Consider the following 14,609-nt stretch of genomic DNA (forward strand, 5'->3'; position numbering starts at 1 on the left):
GTTTGGGGTGACGGCGGATTTGACCGTCAGGATCACCATGAGCGAACCCGCGCCCACCGTCCCGTTTTCGCAAGCCGAGGCTCAAAAGCCGCCGGCGCGTTCGCGCGCGGCGCTGCTCAAGCGTCTGGCCGACGTGGTTTGCCTGCCCGCCAGCCGGGTCAACGCCTTCGAACGGGCCATGACCGCTGACCTGCTGGTCGAGATGCTGCGCGACGCGGTCACCGAGGAACGCGAAAAGGTCGCCCGTCGCCTGGCTAATCTGGTCGAGATGCCCGGCACGCTGATCCGCCTGATCCTGCGCGACGAGATTTCGGTCGCGCGCGCGCTGCTGGAAAACTCGCCAAGCCTGGGTGACGCCGACCTGATCGACTGCGCCCGCAACGCCACCACCGAGCACCGGCGGATGATCGCCCAGCGCCGCGGCGTGGGCGAGATGGTCGCCGAAGCCCTGGTCGAGGCCGGCGAGGCGACGGTCGTCGAGGTTCTGCTGCGCAATGAACTGGTCAGGTTCAGCCATCACACGATCGAGACCGTGGTGGCCATGTCACGCGACAATCCGCGCCTGCTGCCGCTGCTGCTGCGCCGGGCCGAGCTGCGCCCCAGCCATGCCTATGTGATGTTCTGGTGGGCGGACGCCGACGCCCGCAAGCTGATCCTGCAACGCTTCGCCGTCTCGCGGGAGATCCTGCAGGACGCGGTCGGCGACCTGTTCGCCGTGGCCTCGGAAGAGGGCTGGCAGGACCCGATGTCGCGCAAGGCCCTGCAGTTCATCGAACGTCGCCAGCGCAACCGCGCCGCCATCGCCAAGAGCCCGTTCGACAGCCTCGACGACGCCATCGCCGCCGCCCAGAACGGCATGACCCGCGACGTGGCCGAAGAGATCTCCTACCTGTCGGGCCTCAAGCCGATGACCGGCGCCAAGATCTTCACCGATCCGGGCGGCGAGCCCCTGGCGATCCTGTGCAAGGCCACCGGCCTGCCGCGCACGGCGATCAAGGCCCTGTGGCGGGGCCTGCGCCGTCCCGAGGTCGACTCGACCGGCGCCATGGTTCCGGCGCTGGAGCGGGTGATGGCGGTGTTCGACATGATCGCCGTTGACCGGGCCCAGACCGTGTTGCGCTACTGGAACTGGTCGCTGTCCTCGGCCCTGACCCCGGCCCTGCTGAAGGCGATCCGCGAGGGCGACGAGGCGGCTGTGGACGAATATTCGGTGCCCCAGCGCGCGGCGATGCTAGCGCTATCACGCGACTTCGGCCGTTAACTCAAATATCATTGAACGCATTCGTCCAATTGTTGCCGGGTGATGTTGACCTCAACCCCCGTGCGCCGTCTCGCCAGATGAATTGACGTGTACTGTTGGTTTCCGGATATTGCCGCCTGCGGGTATTATCTGTATCCACGCGATAACTGATTTTTGGAATCAGCAAAGAACAAGCAAAATCGCGACGGGTTAGATCAGATGGACGATCAAACGGACCTCCTCGACATGACGGCGGGCATTGTCTCGGCCTATGTCGGCAACAACAGCGTGACGGCGACCGATGTCCCGGCGCTGATCCGGCAGGTTCACAGCGCCCTGGCGGCGATCGGTGGTCCCGCCGAGGCCGCGCCCGCCGCGCCCAGGGAGCCCGCAGTTCCGGTCAAGCGCTCGATCGCGGCCGACCATCTCGTGTGCCTGGAGGATGGTCGCAAGTTCAAGTCGCTCAAGCGCCACCTGCGCACCAAGTACGACATGAGCCCCGAAGAATACCGGGCCAAGTGGAACCTGGCCAAGGATTACCCGATGGTCGCCCCCAACTACGCCAAGGCGCGGTCTGAGCTCGCCAAGTCCATGGGCCTGGGGCAGGGCGGTCGCAAACCGCCGCGCGGCGGAAAATAGCCGAGTCGGATCAAGCGCTTGCCACCATGGCGGCCTGAAATCATCGACGCCCGCGCTCCGAGTCGGAGGGCGGGCGTTTCGCTTGCGGATTGACTCCTTACCGAAATCTTGGCTGGAGGCGCGGTTTTCGCTTGCCCGCGATTCGGTCCTTAAGCGATAGTGAATCGTCGTGATTCCAACGGCTTGTTAAGGAATCTGAAGATGAACGCGCAGTTGAGCGCATCGGCCTCGGCGGCCCGCGCTCACCAGGAGATGTTCGCCTACTGGGCGTCACTCCGACGGGGGGCAGCCCTCCCGGCGCGTGCGGACCTGAACCCGCTCGGCATCAAGCGCATGCTGCCGACTGTCAGCCTGATCGACGTGATCAACGAGCCACGCGACTATCGCCTGCGTCTGGCCGGCACCGGCCTGTACGGTGTCTATGGCCGCGAGATCACCGGCAAGGGTCTGTCGGACGTCTATAACTCCGCCGCCGGTGACTACTGGCGCAAGGAGCTGGACAAGGTGGTCGACGGCCGCCGTCCCGGCGTCGGCGTCCACAGCATGGCCTGGCGTGGCGCGCCGCACATGTCGATCCTGTGGCTGCGCCTGCCCCTGGCCAGCAACGGCAAGGACGTCGACATGATCCTCGGCTATGACGCGATCATCGGCTCGGCGTCGGATCACGGCTTCAGCGGCATCCGCGCGGCCTGAGCCTCAGCCCTCCAGAAACGCCTCGACCTCGCGCTTGCTGGGCATGGACGGCGCGGCGCCGGATTTCTGCACCGACAGGCCGGCGGCGGCGTTGGCCATCTCGACGGCTTCGCGCAGGTCCATGTTGATCGACAGGCAGGCCGCCAGGGCGCCGCAGAAGCAGTCGCCGGCCCCAGTGGTGTCGACGGCCTTGACCTTGCGGCCCTCGATCAGGAAGGCCTCGTCGCGTCGGATGCAGGCCACGCCCGCCGCGCCCAGGGTGACGATCACCACCTGGTCGGGACGGCTCATCAGCTTGCGTGACGCGCGCGACACCTCTTCCAGCCGAACGGGCTCCTGGTCGAGCTTGGCGTAGGTCGCCAGTTCAGTCTGGTTGAGGATCAGGATGTCGGTCAGCGGAAACAGCGCCGCGCCCTGGGGCAGGGCGGGGGCGGCGTTCAGCATCCGCAGGGCGCCCTTGGCGGCGCCGGCCCGGAACAGGGTTTCGATCGCGTGGGCCGGGGATTCCAGCTGGCTGAGCAGGATCCGCTGGCCGTCCAGCGACGTGGCGGCCACGTGCTGCGGGGTGATGGCGGCGTTGGCGCCGCTGGTCACCACGATCATGTTCTCGCCGCTGGTCGCCACCCAGACATGGGCCTGGCCCGTCGGGACACCGGGCAGCTCCAGGACATCGCCGACCTGCACGCCATATTCCGACAGCTTGGTCTTCAGCCCGGGGCCGGCGTCTTCCTTGCCCACCGCGCCCATCAGCCGGGTCGGGGCGCCCATGCGTGCGGCGGCTACGGCCTGGTTGGCGCCCTTGCCGCCGGGAAACAGCTCCAGCGACAGGCCCGCCACCGTCTCGCCCGGACGCGGCAGGTCATCGACCCGCGCAACGGCGTCCAGATTGATGGAACCCAGAACAAAGACACTCATAGCCTGACCCTTAACCCCCAGCGCCGCGCTGGAAACTCTCAACAAGACTGCCTGCAACGAGTCGCCAGCCGTCCACCAGGACGAAGAAGATCAGCTTGAACGGCAGACTGATTGTGGCCGGCGGCAGCATCATCATGCCCATGCTCATCAGCACGCTGGCGACGACCAGGTCGATGACCAGGAAGGGGATGAACAGCAGAAAGCCGATCGCAAAGGCGCGCTTCAGTTCGGAAATCATGAAGGCCGGCGTCACCACCTTGAGCGGGGTGTCAGCGGCGGTCTTGGGCGTGGGGATCTTCGACAGGCGCACGAACAGGGCCAGGTCCTCGCGATCCACCTGCTTGAGCATGAATTCCTTGACCGGCCCGCCGGCCGCCTCGAACGCCTCGGGCAGCTCCATCTGCCTGTCCAGCAGCGGCTTGACGCCCAGGTCATAGGATCGCTCGAAGGTCGGGCCCATGACGATGGCGGTCAGGAACAGGGCCAGGCTGATGATCACCGGATTGGGCGGGCTCTGCTGCACGCCGATGGCGGTGCGCAAAAGGCCCAGCACCACGACGATGCGCACGAACGAGGTGGTCATGATCACGATCGACGGCGCCAGCGACAGCACCGTCAGCAGGCCGACCATCTGGACAACGCGCTCGGACAGGCCGGCCCCGGTGCCCAGGTTCACATTGATCGCCGACGAGGCGAAGGCGGCGGCGGGCAGGATCGTCGTGCCGAGCGCGACCAGCACCGAGATGATGGCGGCGCGGCGCAGGTCCTGCGAATTGGCGCCGGTGATGGATTTGATCAGGCTGCGCATCAGACCACGGGCTCCGGGGCGGGAACAGCGGGGGAGGGAGGGGCGGCGGCGGGTTTGGGCCCCCAGTCCAGCAACTTGCCCTCGCCCAGCAGCATCAGGCGCTCCTCGCCGTCCAGGCTGAAGATCACCAGGCGTCGGGTGGGATCCAGGACCAGGCTCTCGACCACCCGCAGCCTGCGCACCTGCCGGGCGTGAACCATGCGCGTCAGCGCGTCGGGCCCAAAGCGGCGCAGGGCATAGGCCGCCAGGCCGATCAGGCCCAGGGTGACGGCCAGGGCGGCGATGGCGCGGATGAATTCCAGAATGTTCATGACGCCCGGATCGACCAACTCTGCGAGACAAGATGGCGCAGGCGAAACACCCCGCTGAGACTGGTGTGCCTGAGGCTCCTTAATGGCCGATTAACCCTGTTTCTTCACCATGATCGCCATGGGTCCCGACGACATTCCCCTTTTTGGCATGCTCAAGAGCCGGCTGGGCTATCTGTCCGAGCGGCAGAAGGTCATCGCCCAGAATGTGGCCAACGCCAGCACGCCCGGCTATCAGCCGCGCGATCTGAAGGCCTACAGCTTCCAGGCCTCGCTGATGAACCAGGGCTCGGGCCAGGCGCCCTATCGCGGCGGCCGGGTTGCCCCGACCAGCGGCGTTTCGATGATGGCCACCTCGGCCTCGCACATGGCCCCGTCGAGCGCGCCGAGCGCCTGGCGCGCCACGGCCGGCGCTGACACCGAGACCAACCTCGACGGCAACGCCGTGAACCTCGAGGACCAGATGCTCAAGATGTCCGACGCGCGCATGAACTATGACGCCGCCGTCGGCTTCTACCAGAAGTCCATGACCATGCTGCGGATGGCCGCCCGCAAGGTTAACGGGTGAGGGAGGACTAGATGCCTGAGATCAAGTCAAACTCGCTGTCGACCATGGCTGTGGCCAGCTCGGCCCTGCGCGCCCAGCAAGGCCGCATGCGGGTCATCGCCGAGAACATCGCCAACGCCAATTCCACCGCCCGCACTCCAGGCGGCGACCCGTACCGCCGCCAGGTGCCGGTGTTCAAGCCGACCAAGATCGAGGGCGCCGAGGGCGTGCAGATGCTGCGCGTTGAGGAAGACCAGAGCGCCTTCAAGACCGAATATGACCCGGGCAACCCGGCCGCCGACGACAAGGGCTACGTCAAGCTGCCCAACGTCAATTCGCTGGTCGAGGCGCTCGACATGAAAGAGGCGCAACGCGCCTACGAAGCCAATCTCAATGTCATCGAGACCGCGCGCGCCATGCAGTCGCGCACCCTCGACATGCTGCGCAAATAGGGGCTGACCGATGATCACCGCGCTCGCCGCCGCCAAGGCCTATGCTTCGCAAGGCGCCATGTCTGTCGGCTCGATCGGCGGCGGGACCTCCGCCGCCAAGGGCATGGACTTCGGGGACCTCCTGAAGAACGCCATGAACGAGGTCACCCAGACCTCCAAGGCCGCCGAAATGAAGGTCGCCGAGCAGGTGGCCGGCAAGGCCGAACTGATCGACGTGGTCACGGCCATCTCGTCGGCGGAAGCCAGCCTCGAGACGGTGATGGCCGTGCGCGATCAGGTGATCTCGGCGTATCAGGAAATCATGCGGATGCCGATCTAGGGGGGCGTTCTGACAAGCCCTCCCCCTGAAGGGGGAGGCGGCCGGAGGCCGGTGGGGGAAGACCGCGAGGAGTCAGCCGTCACTTCCCCCTCCGTCGGCCCGAATGGGCCGACACCTCCCCCTTCAGGGGGAGGACTTGTGGGGATAGACCGCCCTCAATCCCCGCGATCTTCCAGGCAAATCCCAACCAGATCAAACGCTTGTAGAAAACACGAGCGCGCCCGTCAGACGCGCTCAAACCTCCCGTATTCTTGTCCCACCTCGTCGCGAGGGAAGGGCGCAAGGCCAGCGACCATTGCGGCGGCGGGGGGTGATCGAGCGGGGCTGGGGTCGAGGGGGATACTCGACCGGTCCGGGGATCTGGTTGCTGGCCAGACCCGCCCGCCGTCGGCATGGTTGAAGGCAAAAGGGCGTGTCTGGCTGAAAGCCCGTCCTCTTCGACCGCCGGAGCGCGCTGGAAATGGCGCGGTCCGGGTCCCGGTAAGGCCTTAAGAGGGCCACCCGACGGGAGGCTGACGGAAAACGGTCACGCGGAGCGGACGGCTTCGTCGAAACGGTATCTTCTATCTACTCATCCGGGCGAGGCCCGGGCGCTCCGCGACCCTTTCCAGTCCCTCGGCGGTTCCGCGCGGGGGTGCTGAGCCGTGTCCGCCAGCGGCGCTCAAAGTCCCGCGAAAAAGCGCGGATCCAGGGCGAAGACGCCGTGGGTCAGGGCGTAGATCGCGTACCACAGGGCCGCATTGGCCACGGTCATGACCAGGACCGACAGGCCCAGCGGCCACTGGCTGGCGCGACGCTTGCCGCGGCGAGCGTCGAAGGGGGCGGACTGCAGGGACGAGGCCATCTGTGATCTCCGATTAACCATCAACAGGATCGGGATTGAGTCGGTTCCGCACCACTGCGACATTCGCCGCGCGCCGCCTTGTCGCACCCGGGCTTTGCGACGGCGGCGATCCGGGCGAGGGTAGGGCGCGCGCCGCCGGAGACTGCATGACCGTTTCAGATGCCCTCATCATCCTTGACGAGATCGGCAAGACCTATGACGGCGCACCGGTACTGACCGGCGCCAGCCTGTCGATCGCCCGGGGCCAGTTCGTGGCCCTGGTCGGCGGATCGGGGGCGGGCAAGACCACCCTGCTCAAGACCCTCAACGCCCTGATCGTCCCGACCACCGGGCGCGTGCTGATCGACGGCCAGGATGTGGCCGGACAGCCCGGCCCGGCCCTGCGCCGCCGCATCGGCTATGTCTTCCAGGAGGTGGGCCTGTTTCCCCACATGACCGTGGCCCAGAACATCGGGATCACCCCCAGCCTGCTGGACTGGCCGGCCGAGACGACCGCCGCGCGGGTCGACACCTTGCTCGATCTGGTCGCGCTGCCCCGTGACATTGCCGTGCGCCTGCCGGCCGAACTCTCCGGCGGCCAGCGCCAGCGGGTGGGCGTGGCCCGCGCCCTGGCGGCCGAGCCGTCGATCCTGCTGATGGACGAGCCGTTCGGCGCCCTGGATCCGGTGACCCGCGTGGCCTTGGCGCAAGACGTGCGCCGCCTGCACGAAGCCCTGGGCCTGACCACGGTGATGGTCACTCACGATGTCGGCGAGGCCCTGCTGACCGCCGACCGCGTCGTGGTGATGGCAGATGGTCGGATTATCGCCGACGACACCCCCTCCGCCCTGCTGTCCGACAGCCATGCCGACCCCCGCGTCGCCGCCCTGATCGACGCCCCGCGCCGTCAGGCCGAGAAGCTGGCGAGGCTTATCCATGGATGATCGCCTGCATCAGGCCCTGGCCCTGCTGCCCGAGCGGCTGGGCTGGCATGTCGCCCTGTCGGCCGCCGCGCTGGCCCTGGGCCTGCTGATCGCCCTGCCGCTGGGCGTACTGGCCGCCCGCAATCCCCGCCTGCGCTGGATCTCGCTGTCGCTGGCGGGGCTGATCCAGACCATTCCCAGCCTGGCCCTGCTGGCCCTGTTCTTCCCGCTGCTGCTGCTGCTGTCGGGCCTGAGCGAGCGGGTGCTGGGCCACGGCTTTTCGGCCCTGGGTTTCCTGCCGTCGCTGCTGGCCCTGACCCTGTATTCGATGCTGCCGATCCTGCGGAACACGTCGGCCGGCCTGACCGGCGTCGACCCGGCCGTGGTCGAGGCGGCGCGCGGCGTCGGCATGACCGACCGACAGAGGCTTTGGCGGGTGGAACTGCCCCTGGCCCTGCCGGTGATCATGGCCGGGGTGCGGACGGCGGCGGTGTGGACCATCGGCGCTGCCACCCTTTCCACTCCCGTCGGGCAGACCTCGCTGGGCGACTACATCTTCTCGGGGCTGCAGACCGAGGACTGGGTGGCGGTGCTGGTCGGCTGCGCGGGCTCCGCCGTGCTGGCCATGGTCGTCGATCAGTTGCTGGGCCTGATCGAAAGCGGCGTCGGTCGTCGGATTCGCGGCCGCTGGATCGCCGGCGTGGCCGGTCTTGCCGTCGGCCTCGCCGCGGCGCTGGCGCCCCTGGCCGGCGTGGCGTTGAGCCGGGGCCAGCCCAGCTACGTGATCGGGGCCAAGAACTTCTCCGAGCAATATGTGCTGGCCGAGCTGATGGCGACGCGGGTTGAGGCGCGCGGCGGGCGGGTCGAGCGCAAGATCAATCTCGGCTCGGCGGTGGCCTATCGCGCCCTGGCGGCCGGCGAGATCGACGCCTATGTCGACTATTCCGGCACTCTCTGGGCCAATGTGCTGGGCCGCAAGGACAATCCCGGCCGACAGGCGGTGCTGGACCAGCTGCGCACCGGCCTTAAAGACCGCGACGGCGTCGTGCTTCTGGCCCCGCTGGGCTTCGAGAACGCCTACGCCCTGGCCATGCGTCGCGACACGGCGGAGCGCCTGGGCATCAGGACCCTGGCCGACCTTGCCGCCAAGGGCGGAAGCCTGACCATGGGCGGCGACCTTGAGTTTTTCTCCCGCCCTGAGTGGAAGAGCGTCGAGACCGCCTATGGTCTGAGCTTCAGGACCAAGCGCCAGTTCCAGCCCACCTTCATGTACCGCGCCCTGGCCTCGGGCGAGGCCGACGTGATCTCGGCCTTCTCCAGCGACGGGCGGATCGCGGCCGATGACCTGGTGCTGCTGGGCGACCCCAAGGGGGCGTTGCCGCCCTATGACGCGGTGATCCTGGTCTCGCCGAGGCGGGCTGCGGACCGGCGACTGGTCTCGGCCCTGTCGCCGCTGGCGGGGAGCATCGACGTCAAGCGGATGCAGGCGGCCAACTACGCGGTGGACCGGGATGCAAACAAGCTCAGCGCGGCGGAGGCGGCGAAGATGCTGGCGCGTTAGATGCTCCCCCTCTGGGGGAGCTGTCGCGGAGCGACTGAGGGGGCATCTGGGCCTATGCCGCGCTGCCCCCTCCGGCCCTTTGGGCCACCTCCCCCAGTGGGGGAGGATCTGCTTACAGAATCCCCGGCAGATCCAGACCCTTCTCCCGGGCGCAATCCACCGCGATGTCATACCCCGCATCCGCGTGGCGCATCACCCCGCTGGCCGGGTCGTTCCACAGCACGCGGGCCAGGCGCTTGGCCGCCGCCTCGGTGCCGTCGGCCACGATGACCATGCCGGCGTGCTGCGAGAAGCCCATGCCCACCCCGCCGCCATGGTGCAGCGACACCCAGGTGGCGCCCGAGGCCGTGTTCAGCAGGGCGTTGAGCAGCGGCCAGTCCGAGACCGCGTCCGACCCGTCGCGCATCGCCTCGGTCTCGCGATTGGGCGAGGCGACCGAGCCGCTGTCCAGGTGATCGCGGCCGATGACGATAGGAGCCTTCAGCTCGCCGCTGGCGACCATCGCGTTGAAGGCCAGGCCCAGCCGGTGACGATCGCCCAGGCCGACCCAGCAGATCCGGGCGGGCAGGCCCTGGAACTTGATCCTCTCGGCGGCCATGTCGAGCCAGTTATGCAGGTGGCGATTGTCGGGGATCAGTTCCTTGACCTTGGCGTCGGTCTTGGCGATGTCCTCCGGATCGCCTGACAGCGCCGCCCAGCGGAACGGCCCGATGCCCTGGCAGAACAGCGGGCGGATATAGGCCGGCACGAAGCCTGGGAAATCGAAGGCGTTGGTCACGCCTTCCTCCAGCGCCATCTGGCGGATGTTGTTGCCATAGTCGACGGTCGGCACCCCGGCGGCCTGGAAGTCGAGCATGGCCTGGACGTGCACCGCCATCGAGGCGCGGGCGGCGCGGTTGACGCTGTCCGGGTCGCGCTCCTTGGCGGTCGCCCACTGCTCCAGCGTCCAGCCGGCCGGGAGGTAGCCGTTGATCGGATCGTGAGCGCTGGTCTGGTCGGTCAGCAGGTCCGGCCGGATGCCGCGCCTGAACATCTCCGGCAATAGCTGCGCGGCGTTGCCCAGCAGGCCGACCGAGATCGGGCTCTTGGCCTGCTCGATCCAGGCCAGGGCCTCGTCGAGACTGTCGGTCGACTTGTCCAGATAGCCGGTGCGCAGCCGCATCTCGATCCGCGACGGCTGGCACTCGATGGCTAGGCACGAGGCGCCGGCCATCACCGCCGCCAGGGGCTGGGCCCCGCCCATGCCGCCCAGGCCTGCCGTCAGCAGCCACTTGCCCGACAGGTCGCCGCCATGATGCTGGCGGCCCATCTCGACGAAGGTCTCATAGGTGCCCTGAACGATGCCCTGGGCGCCGATATAGATCCACGAGCCGGCGGTCATCTGGCCGTACATGGCCAGGCCCTTGCGATCCAGTTCGTTGAAATGCTCCCAGGTCGCCCAGCGCGGCACCAGGTTGGAATTGGCGATCAGCACCCGGGGGGCATCGCTATGAGTCTTGAACACCCCCACGGGCTTGCCCGACTGGACCAGCAGGGTCTCGTCATCCTCCAGCCGCCGCAGGGTCTCGACGATCTTGTCAAAGCTCTCCCAGTCTCGCGCCGCCCGGCCGATGCCGCCATAGACCACCAGCTCCTCGGGCCGCTCGGCGACGTCGGGATGCAGGTTGTTCATCAACATGCGCAGGGGCGCTTCGGTCAGCCACGACTTGGCGGTCAGCTCGGTTCCTTTGGCGGCGCGGATGACGCGGCTGTTGTCGATGCGGGTCATGCTGGGGGTCTCGCAAAGGCGATGCAGGCGGAAAGAACCTCGCCCAGCACCGCGCGCATCGGCGCGGCCTGGTCGGGGCGGTAAGGTGCGGGCCAGGCGTCGGGCGTCGGGGCCTCGACCGGGTCGTCCATGTAGCCCCGGCAGGCCAGCTCCATCTGGAGGGCGTGGACGCCCTGGGCCGGTTGGCCGTAGTGGCGCGTGGTCCAGCCGCCCTTGAAGCGACCGTTGGTGACGCGGCTGAGATCCGAGGCGTCGCAAGCCGCCTCGACCGACGCCGTCAGGGCGTCGTCGCAGCTGTCGCCGCTGTTGGTGCCGAGGTTGAACTGCGGCAGCGGACCGTCGAACAGGCGCGGCACCAGCGAGCGGATCGAGTGGGCCTCGTAGAGCACGACCCGCTGATGGCTTTGCCGCAGCCGGGCGATCTCGGCGGTCAACGCCGCGTGATACGGATCGAAGAAAGCCGTGCGACGACGGGCGATCTCGGTCTCGTCCGGCGCCTGGCCGTCACGATACAGCGGCTCGCCGTCGAAGGTGGTGGTCGGGCAAAGCTCGGTGGTCGTCTGGCCCGGATAGAGCGAGGCGCCGGACGGGTCGCGATTGACGTCGATCACCGTGCGCGAGATCGCCGTGCGGATCACGGTGGCGCCCAGGTCGCCGGCGAAGTCATAGAGTTTGTCCACCCACCAGTCGGCGTCCTTGCGGGCCAGCCAGGGCGAGACGAGGCGGGCCTCGATCTCCGCCGGGATCTCTGTTCCGGTGTGCGGCAGGCTGACGATCAGCGGAGCGTTACCGCGCGTGATCTGGAGCCAGGACATCACACCACCCCCGGCAGGTCACTCGCCGCCGCGATCACCGCGCCAGAGCGGACCAGCCGGTTGGCGGCCTCCATGTCGGGGTGGAAATGCCGGTCGTCTTCCAGATGCGGCACCTGCTTGCGAACCAGTCCGCGCACCGCCTCCAGCACTTCGCTCGACTTCAGCGGCGCATGGAAATCACAGCCCTGGGCGGCCGCCAGCAGCTCGATGCCGATGACCGCCGTGGCGCTCTCGACCATGGCCAGCAGCCGCCGGGCGCCGTGGGCGGCCATCGAGACGTGATCTTCCTGGTTGGCCGAGGTCGGGATCGAGTCGACGCTGGCCGGATAGGCCTTCTGCTTGTTCTCCGACACCAGGGCCGCCGCCGTGACCTGCGGGATCATGAAGCCGGAGTTGAGGCCCGGCTTGGGCGTCAGGAAGGCCGGCAGGCCCGACAGGGCCGGGTCGACCAGCATGGCGATGCGACGCTCGGCGATCGAGCCGATCTCGCAGACCGCCAGGGCGATCATGTCGGCCGCGAAGGCCACGGGCTCGGCGTGGAAATTGCCGCCCGACAGGGCCTCGTCGCCGCCCTCCACGTCGCTGGGGAAGATCAGCGGATTGTCCGACACGCCATTGGCCTCGGTGGCCAGGGTGGTCGCCGCCTGTTTCAGCACGTCCAGCGCCGCGCCCATCACCTGGGGCTGGCAGCGCAGGCAATAGGGGTCCTGGACCCGCTCGTCCTCCTTCAGGTGCGAGGCGCGGATCGCCGAGCCGGCCATCAGGCTGCGCAGGGCGGCGGCGGTCTCGATCTGGCCGACATGGCGGCGCAGCAGGTGGATGCGCGGGTCGAACGGCGTGTCCGAACCCTTGGCGGCCTCGGTCGACAGGGCGCCGGTGATCAGGGCCGACTGGAACAGCAGCTCGGCCTCGAACAGGGCGGCCAGGGCGTTGGCGTTGGAGAACTGGGTGCCGTTCAGCAGGGCCAGACCCTCCTTGGGGCCCAGCACCAGCGGGGCTAGGCCGGCGTCTTCCAGGGCTTGGGCGGCGGGAACGCGGACGCCGTCGACGAAGATCTCGCCCACGCCGATCATGGTCGCGGCCATGTGCGCCAGCGGGGCCAGATCGCCCGAGGCCCCGACCGAGCCCTGGCAGGGGATCACCGGCGTCAGGTTCTGGACCAGCATGGCCTCCAGCAGCCTGACGGTCGAGGCCCTTACGCCCGACGCGCCCTGGGCCAGGCTGGCCAGTTTCAGGGCCATCATCAGGCGGATCACGGCAACCGGCGACGGCTCGCCCGTGCCGGCGGCGTGGGACAACACGATGTTGCGCTGCAGCCGTTCCAGGTCCTCGTCGCCGATGCGGACGCTGGCCAGTTTCCCAAAGCCGGTATTGATCCCGTAGACCGGCTCACCCCGGGCCAGGATGCGTTCGACCGCCTCGGCGCTGCGCGCGATCACCGGCCAGGCGTCGTCATGCAGCCGAGCGGCCTCGCCGCGATAGACCTTCTTCCACTCCATCAGGAAGACTTCGCCGGGATGCAGAACAACCATGGTCAATGACCCTTCCAGACGCGGGCATGCAGCGGGTTGAAGCCCATGCGATAAACAAGTTCGGCGGGACGCTCGATGTCCCAGATGGCGAGGTCGCAGGCCTTGCCCGCCTGCAGCGTGCCGCGGTCGGCCAGCAGGCCCAAGGCCCGGGCGGCCTCGCGGGTGAGGCCGGCCAGGCACTCTTCGACGGTCATGCGAAACAGGGTGGCGGCCATGTTCATGACCAGCAGCGGCGAGGTCAGGGGCGAGGTGCCGGGATTGCAGTCGGTGGCCAGGGCCATCGGCACACCCGCCGCGCGCAGGGCCTCGATCGGCGGCAGCTTGTGCTCGCGCGTGAAATAGAAGGCGCCGGGCAGCAGGGTGGCGACCGTGCCGGCGGCGGCCATGGCCTCGACCCCGGCCTGATCCAGATATTCCAGATGGTCGGCCGACAGGGCCCAGAACTCGGCCGCCAGGGCCGCGCCGTTCTGGTTGGACAGCTGCTCGGCGTGGATCTTGATCTTCAGGCCCCGTTTGTGGGCGGCCTGGAATACCCGCCTTGTCTGGGCCGGGGTGAAGCCGATGCCCTCGCAGAACACATCGACCGCGTCGGCCAGCTTGGCGTCGGCTACGGCGGGGATCATCTGCTTGCAGACCAGGTCGATATAGCCGTCCGGATCACCCTTGAACTCGGGCGGCAGGGCGTGGGCGCCCAGCAGGGTGGTGCGGATATCGATCGAGCGGCGGTCAGCCAGGGCTCGGGCGGCGCGCAGGCATTTCAGCTCGTCGTCCAGCGACAGGCCGTAGCCGGACTTGATCTCGACCGTCGTCACGCCCTGCGCGATCAGGGCGTCCAGGCGGGGCAGGGCGGCGGCGACCAGTTGCTGTTCAGACGCCGCGCGAGTGGCGGTCATGGTCGAGACGATGCCGCCGCCTGACCGGGCGATCTCCTCATAGGAAGCGCCGGCCAGACGCAGTTCGAACTCGTGGGCGCGGTCGCCGGCAAAGACGAGATGGGTGTGGGGATCGATCAGGCCGGGGGTGATCCAGCGGCCCTCGCAGTCGACGATTTCGACGGCCTCGAAGGCTGGGGCGTCGGCAGCCTCGCCGGCATAGACGATGCGGCCATCACGGGCTGCGACCACGCCGCGCTCGACGAGTCCCAGGCCCTCGCGCGCCGGATCAAGGGTGGCGAGCCGGCAAGTTGTCCACAGTGTGTCGCACTGCATTCCGCCCGCCTCCCTCTCTTGCGGCAGTGTTCAATATGTATAGACATATTAGCAAGCG

At 68.2% G+C, this 14,609-nt stretch carries 16 protein-coding genes; 8 read left to right on the forward strand and 8 right to left on the reverse strand.

The annotated features are described in order from the left end of the window. Positions 1-37 precede the first annotated feature (37 nt). The 3 genes from ACN2C8_RS03850 (at position 38) to ACN2C8_RS03860 (ending at position 2,572) form a co-directional block, all read left to right on the forward strand. On the forward strand, positions 38-1,261 hold the full coding sequence (locus tag ACN2C8_RS03850) for a DUF2336 domain-containing protein (RefSeq protein WP_419254506.1): 1,224 nt from the start codon (positions 38-40) through the stop codon (positions 1,259-1,261). 198 nt (positions 1,262-1,459) lie between these two features. Beyond that, complete coding sequence (locus ACN2C8_RS03855) at positions 1,460-1,879, forward strand: MucR family transcriptional regulator (protein WP_419254507.1); 420 nt, start codon at positions 1,460-1,462, stop codon at positions 1,877-1,879. 195 nt (positions 1,880-2,074) lie between these two features. After that, positions 2,075-2,572, forward strand: coding sequence for a PAS domain-containing protein (locus tag ACN2C8_RS03860; RefSeq protein ID WP_419255802.1), 498 nt, complete (start codon positions 2,075-2,077; stop codon positions 2,570-2,572). A 3-nt stretch (positions 2,573-2,575) separates the two neighbouring features. On the opposite strand, the gene ACN2C8_RS03865 is transcribed toward ACN2C8_RS03860, so the two are convergent. Genes ACN2C8_RS03865 through ACN2C8_RS03875 form a run of 3 tightly spaced genes read right to left on the reverse strand, consistent with a single transcriptional unit; the run spans position 2,576 to position 4,606 of the window. Next, a complete protein-coding gene (locus ACN2C8_RS03865; RefSeq protein WP_419254508.1) occupies positions 2,576-3,487 on the reverse strand; it encodes a ribokinase in 912 nt (303 codons plus the stop codon). Between the two features lie 10 nt (positions 3,488-3,497). Then, the gene (gene fliP, locus ACN2C8_RS03870; protein ID WP_419255804.1) at positions 3,498-4,298 is read right to left on the reverse strand and encodes a flagellar type III secretion system pore protein FliP; all 801 of its coding nucleotides are present in this window, start codon (positions 4,296-4,298) and stop codon (positions 3,498-3,500) included. Beyond that, entirely contained in the window at positions 4,295-4,606 is a 312-nt protein-coding gene (locus ACN2C8_RS03875; protein ID WP_419255806.1) for a hypothetical protein, read from the reverse strand. The genes fliP and ACN2C8_RS03875 overlap by 4 nt, the downstream gene beginning before the upstream one ends. A 118-nt stretch (positions 4,607-4,724) precedes the next feature. Here ACN2C8_RS03875 and flgB point away from each other — a divergent pair, with 118 nt between their 5' ends. Genes flgB through fliE form a run of 3 tightly spaced genes read left to right on the forward strand, consistent with a single transcriptional unit; the run spans position 4,725 to position 5,921 of the window. Continuing rightward, on the forward strand, positions 4,725-5,171 hold the full coding sequence (gene flgB, locus ACN2C8_RS03880; protein ID WP_419254509.1) for a flagellar basal body rod protein FlgB: 447 nt from the start codon (positions 4,725-4,727) through the stop codon (positions 5,169-5,171). A gap of 11 nt (positions 5,172-5,182) precedes the next feature. Further along, positions 5,183-5,602 (forward strand): flagellar basal body rod protein FlgC, encoded by a 420-nt coding sequence (gene flgC / locus ACN2C8_RS03885; RefSeq protein WP_419254510.1) that lies wholly within the window; start codon positions 5,183-5,185, stop codon positions 5,600-5,602. A gap of 10 nt (positions 5,603-5,612) precedes the next feature. Beyond that, entirely contained in the window at positions 5,613-5,921 is a 309-nt protein-coding gene (gene fliE, locus ACN2C8_RS03890) for a flagellar hook-basal body complex protein FliE (RefSeq protein ID WP_419254511.1), read from the forward strand. Positions 5,922-6,582: 661 nt separating this feature from the next. Here fliE and ACN2C8_RS03895 read toward each other — a convergent pair. Next, positions 6,583-6,765 (reverse strand): hypothetical protein, encoded by a 183-nt coding sequence (locus ACN2C8_RS03895; RefSeq protein WP_419254512.1) that lies wholly within the window; start codon positions 6,763-6,765, stop codon positions 6,583-6,585. Positions 6,766-6,911: 146 nt separating this feature from the next. Between ACN2C8_RS03895 and ACN2C8_RS03900 the strand changes: the two genes are divergently transcribed. After that, positions 6,912-7,688 (forward strand): ATP-binding cassette domain-containing protein, encoded by a 777-nt coding sequence (locus tag ACN2C8_RS03900; RefSeq protein WP_419254513.1) that lies wholly within the window; start codon positions 6,912-6,914, stop codon positions 7,686-7,688. Beyond that, complete coding sequence (locus ACN2C8_RS03905; RefSeq protein WP_419254514.1) at positions 7,681-9,228, forward strand: glycine betaine ABC transporter substrate-binding protein; 1,548 nt, start codon at positions 7,681-7,683, stop codon at positions 9,226-9,228. The genes ACN2C8_RS03900 and ACN2C8_RS03905 overlap by 8 nt, the downstream gene beginning before the upstream one ends. 112 nt (positions 9,229-9,340) lie before the next feature. Here the strand turns inward: ACN2C8_RS03905 and hutU are convergent, their stop codons facing one another. From hutU to hutI, 4 genes are read right to left on the reverse strand one after another with little or no spacing between them, the layout of a single operon-like run. Then, positions 9,341-10,996 (reverse strand): urocanate hydratase, encoded by a 1,656-nt coding sequence (gene hutU, locus ACN2C8_RS03910; protein WP_419254515.1) that lies wholly within the window; start codon positions 10,994-10,996, stop codon positions 9,341-9,343. Beyond that, the gene (gene hutG, locus ACN2C8_RS03915) at positions 10,993-11,814 is read right to left on the reverse strand and encodes an N-formylglutamate deformylase (protein WP_419254516.1); all 822 of its coding nucleotides are present in this window, start codon (positions 11,812-11,814) and stop codon (positions 10,993-10,995) included. The genes hutU and hutG overlap by 4 nt, the downstream gene beginning before the upstream one ends. Beyond that, on the reverse strand, positions 11,811-13,343 hold the full coding sequence (gene hutH, locus ACN2C8_RS03920) for a histidine ammonia-lyase (protein WP_419255808.1): 1,533 nt from the start codon (positions 13,341-13,343) through the stop codon (positions 11,811-11,813). Before hutH ends, hutG begins: the two co-directional genes overlap by 4 nt. A 2-nt stretch (positions 13,344-13,345) precedes the next feature. Beyond that, entirely contained in the window at positions 13,346-14,551 is a 1,206-nt protein-coding gene (gene hutI / locus ACN2C8_RS03925; protein ID WP_419254517.1) for an imidazolonepropionase, read from the reverse strand. Positions 14,552-14,609: the final 58 nt, after the last annotated feature.

The sequence above is a fragment of the Caulobacter sp. ErkDOM-C genome (assembly GCF_048541825.1).
GTDB lineage: Bacteria > Pseudomonadota > Alphaproteobacteria > Caulobacterales > Caulobacteraceae > Caulobacter.

What these genes read in the sequence shown, in the direction of transcription:
- ACN2C8_RS03850 (WP_419254506.1), top strand. Translation starts at nt 38, where the DNA reads ATGAGCGAACCCGCGCCCACCGTCCCGTTTTCGCAAGCCGAGGCTCAA.
- ACN2C8_RS03855 (WP_419254507.1), top strand. Translation starts at nt 1,460, where the DNA reads ATGGACGATCAAACGGACCTCCTCGACATGACGGCGGGCATTGTCTCG.
- ACN2C8_RS03865 (WP_419254508.1), bottom strand. Translation starts at nt 3,487, where the DNA reads ATGAGTGTCTTTGTTCTGGGTTCCATCAATCTGGACGCCGTTGCGCGG.
- ACN2C8_RS03875 (WP_419255806.1), bottom strand. Translation starts at nt 4,606, where the DNA reads ATGAACATTCTGGAATTCATCCGCGCCATCGCCGCCCTGGCCGTCACC.
- flgB (WP_419254509.1), top strand. Translation starts at nt 4,725, where the DNA reads ATGGGTCCCGACGACATTCCCCTTTTTGGCATGCTCAAGAGCCGGCTG.
- flgC (WP_419254510.1), top strand. Translation starts at nt 5,183, where the DNA reads ATGCCTGAGATCAAGTCAAACTCGCTGTCGACCATGGCTGTGGCCAGC.
- fliE (WP_419254511.1), top strand. Translation starts at nt 5,613, where the DNA reads ATGATCACCGCGCTCGCCGCCGCCAAGGCCTATGCTTCGCAAGGCGCC.
- ACN2C8_RS03895 (WP_419254512.1), bottom strand. Translation starts at nt 6,765, where the DNA reads ATGGCCTCGTCCCTGCAGTCCGCCCCCTTCGACGCTCGCCGCGGCAAG.
- ACN2C8_RS03900 (WP_419254513.1), top strand. Translation starts at nt 6,912, where the DNA reads ATGACCGTTTCAGATGCCCTCATCATCCTTGACGAGATCGGCAAGACC.
- ACN2C8_RS03905 (WP_419254514.1), top strand. Translation starts at nt 7,681, where the DNA reads ATGGATGATCGCCTGCATCAGGCCCTGGCCCTGCTGCCCGAGCGGCTG.
- hutU (WP_419254515.1), bottom strand. Translation starts at nt 10,996, where the DNA reads ATGACCCGCATCGACAACAGCCGCGTCATCCGCGCCGCCAAAGGAACC.
- hutH (WP_419255808.1), bottom strand. Translation starts at nt 13,343, where the DNA reads ATGGTTGTTCTGCATCCCGGCGAAGTCTTCCTGATGGAGTGGAAGAAG.
- hutI (WP_419254517.1), bottom strand. Translation starts at nt 14,551, where the DNA reads ATGCAGTGCGACACACTGTGGACAACTTGCCGGCTCGCCACCCTTGAT.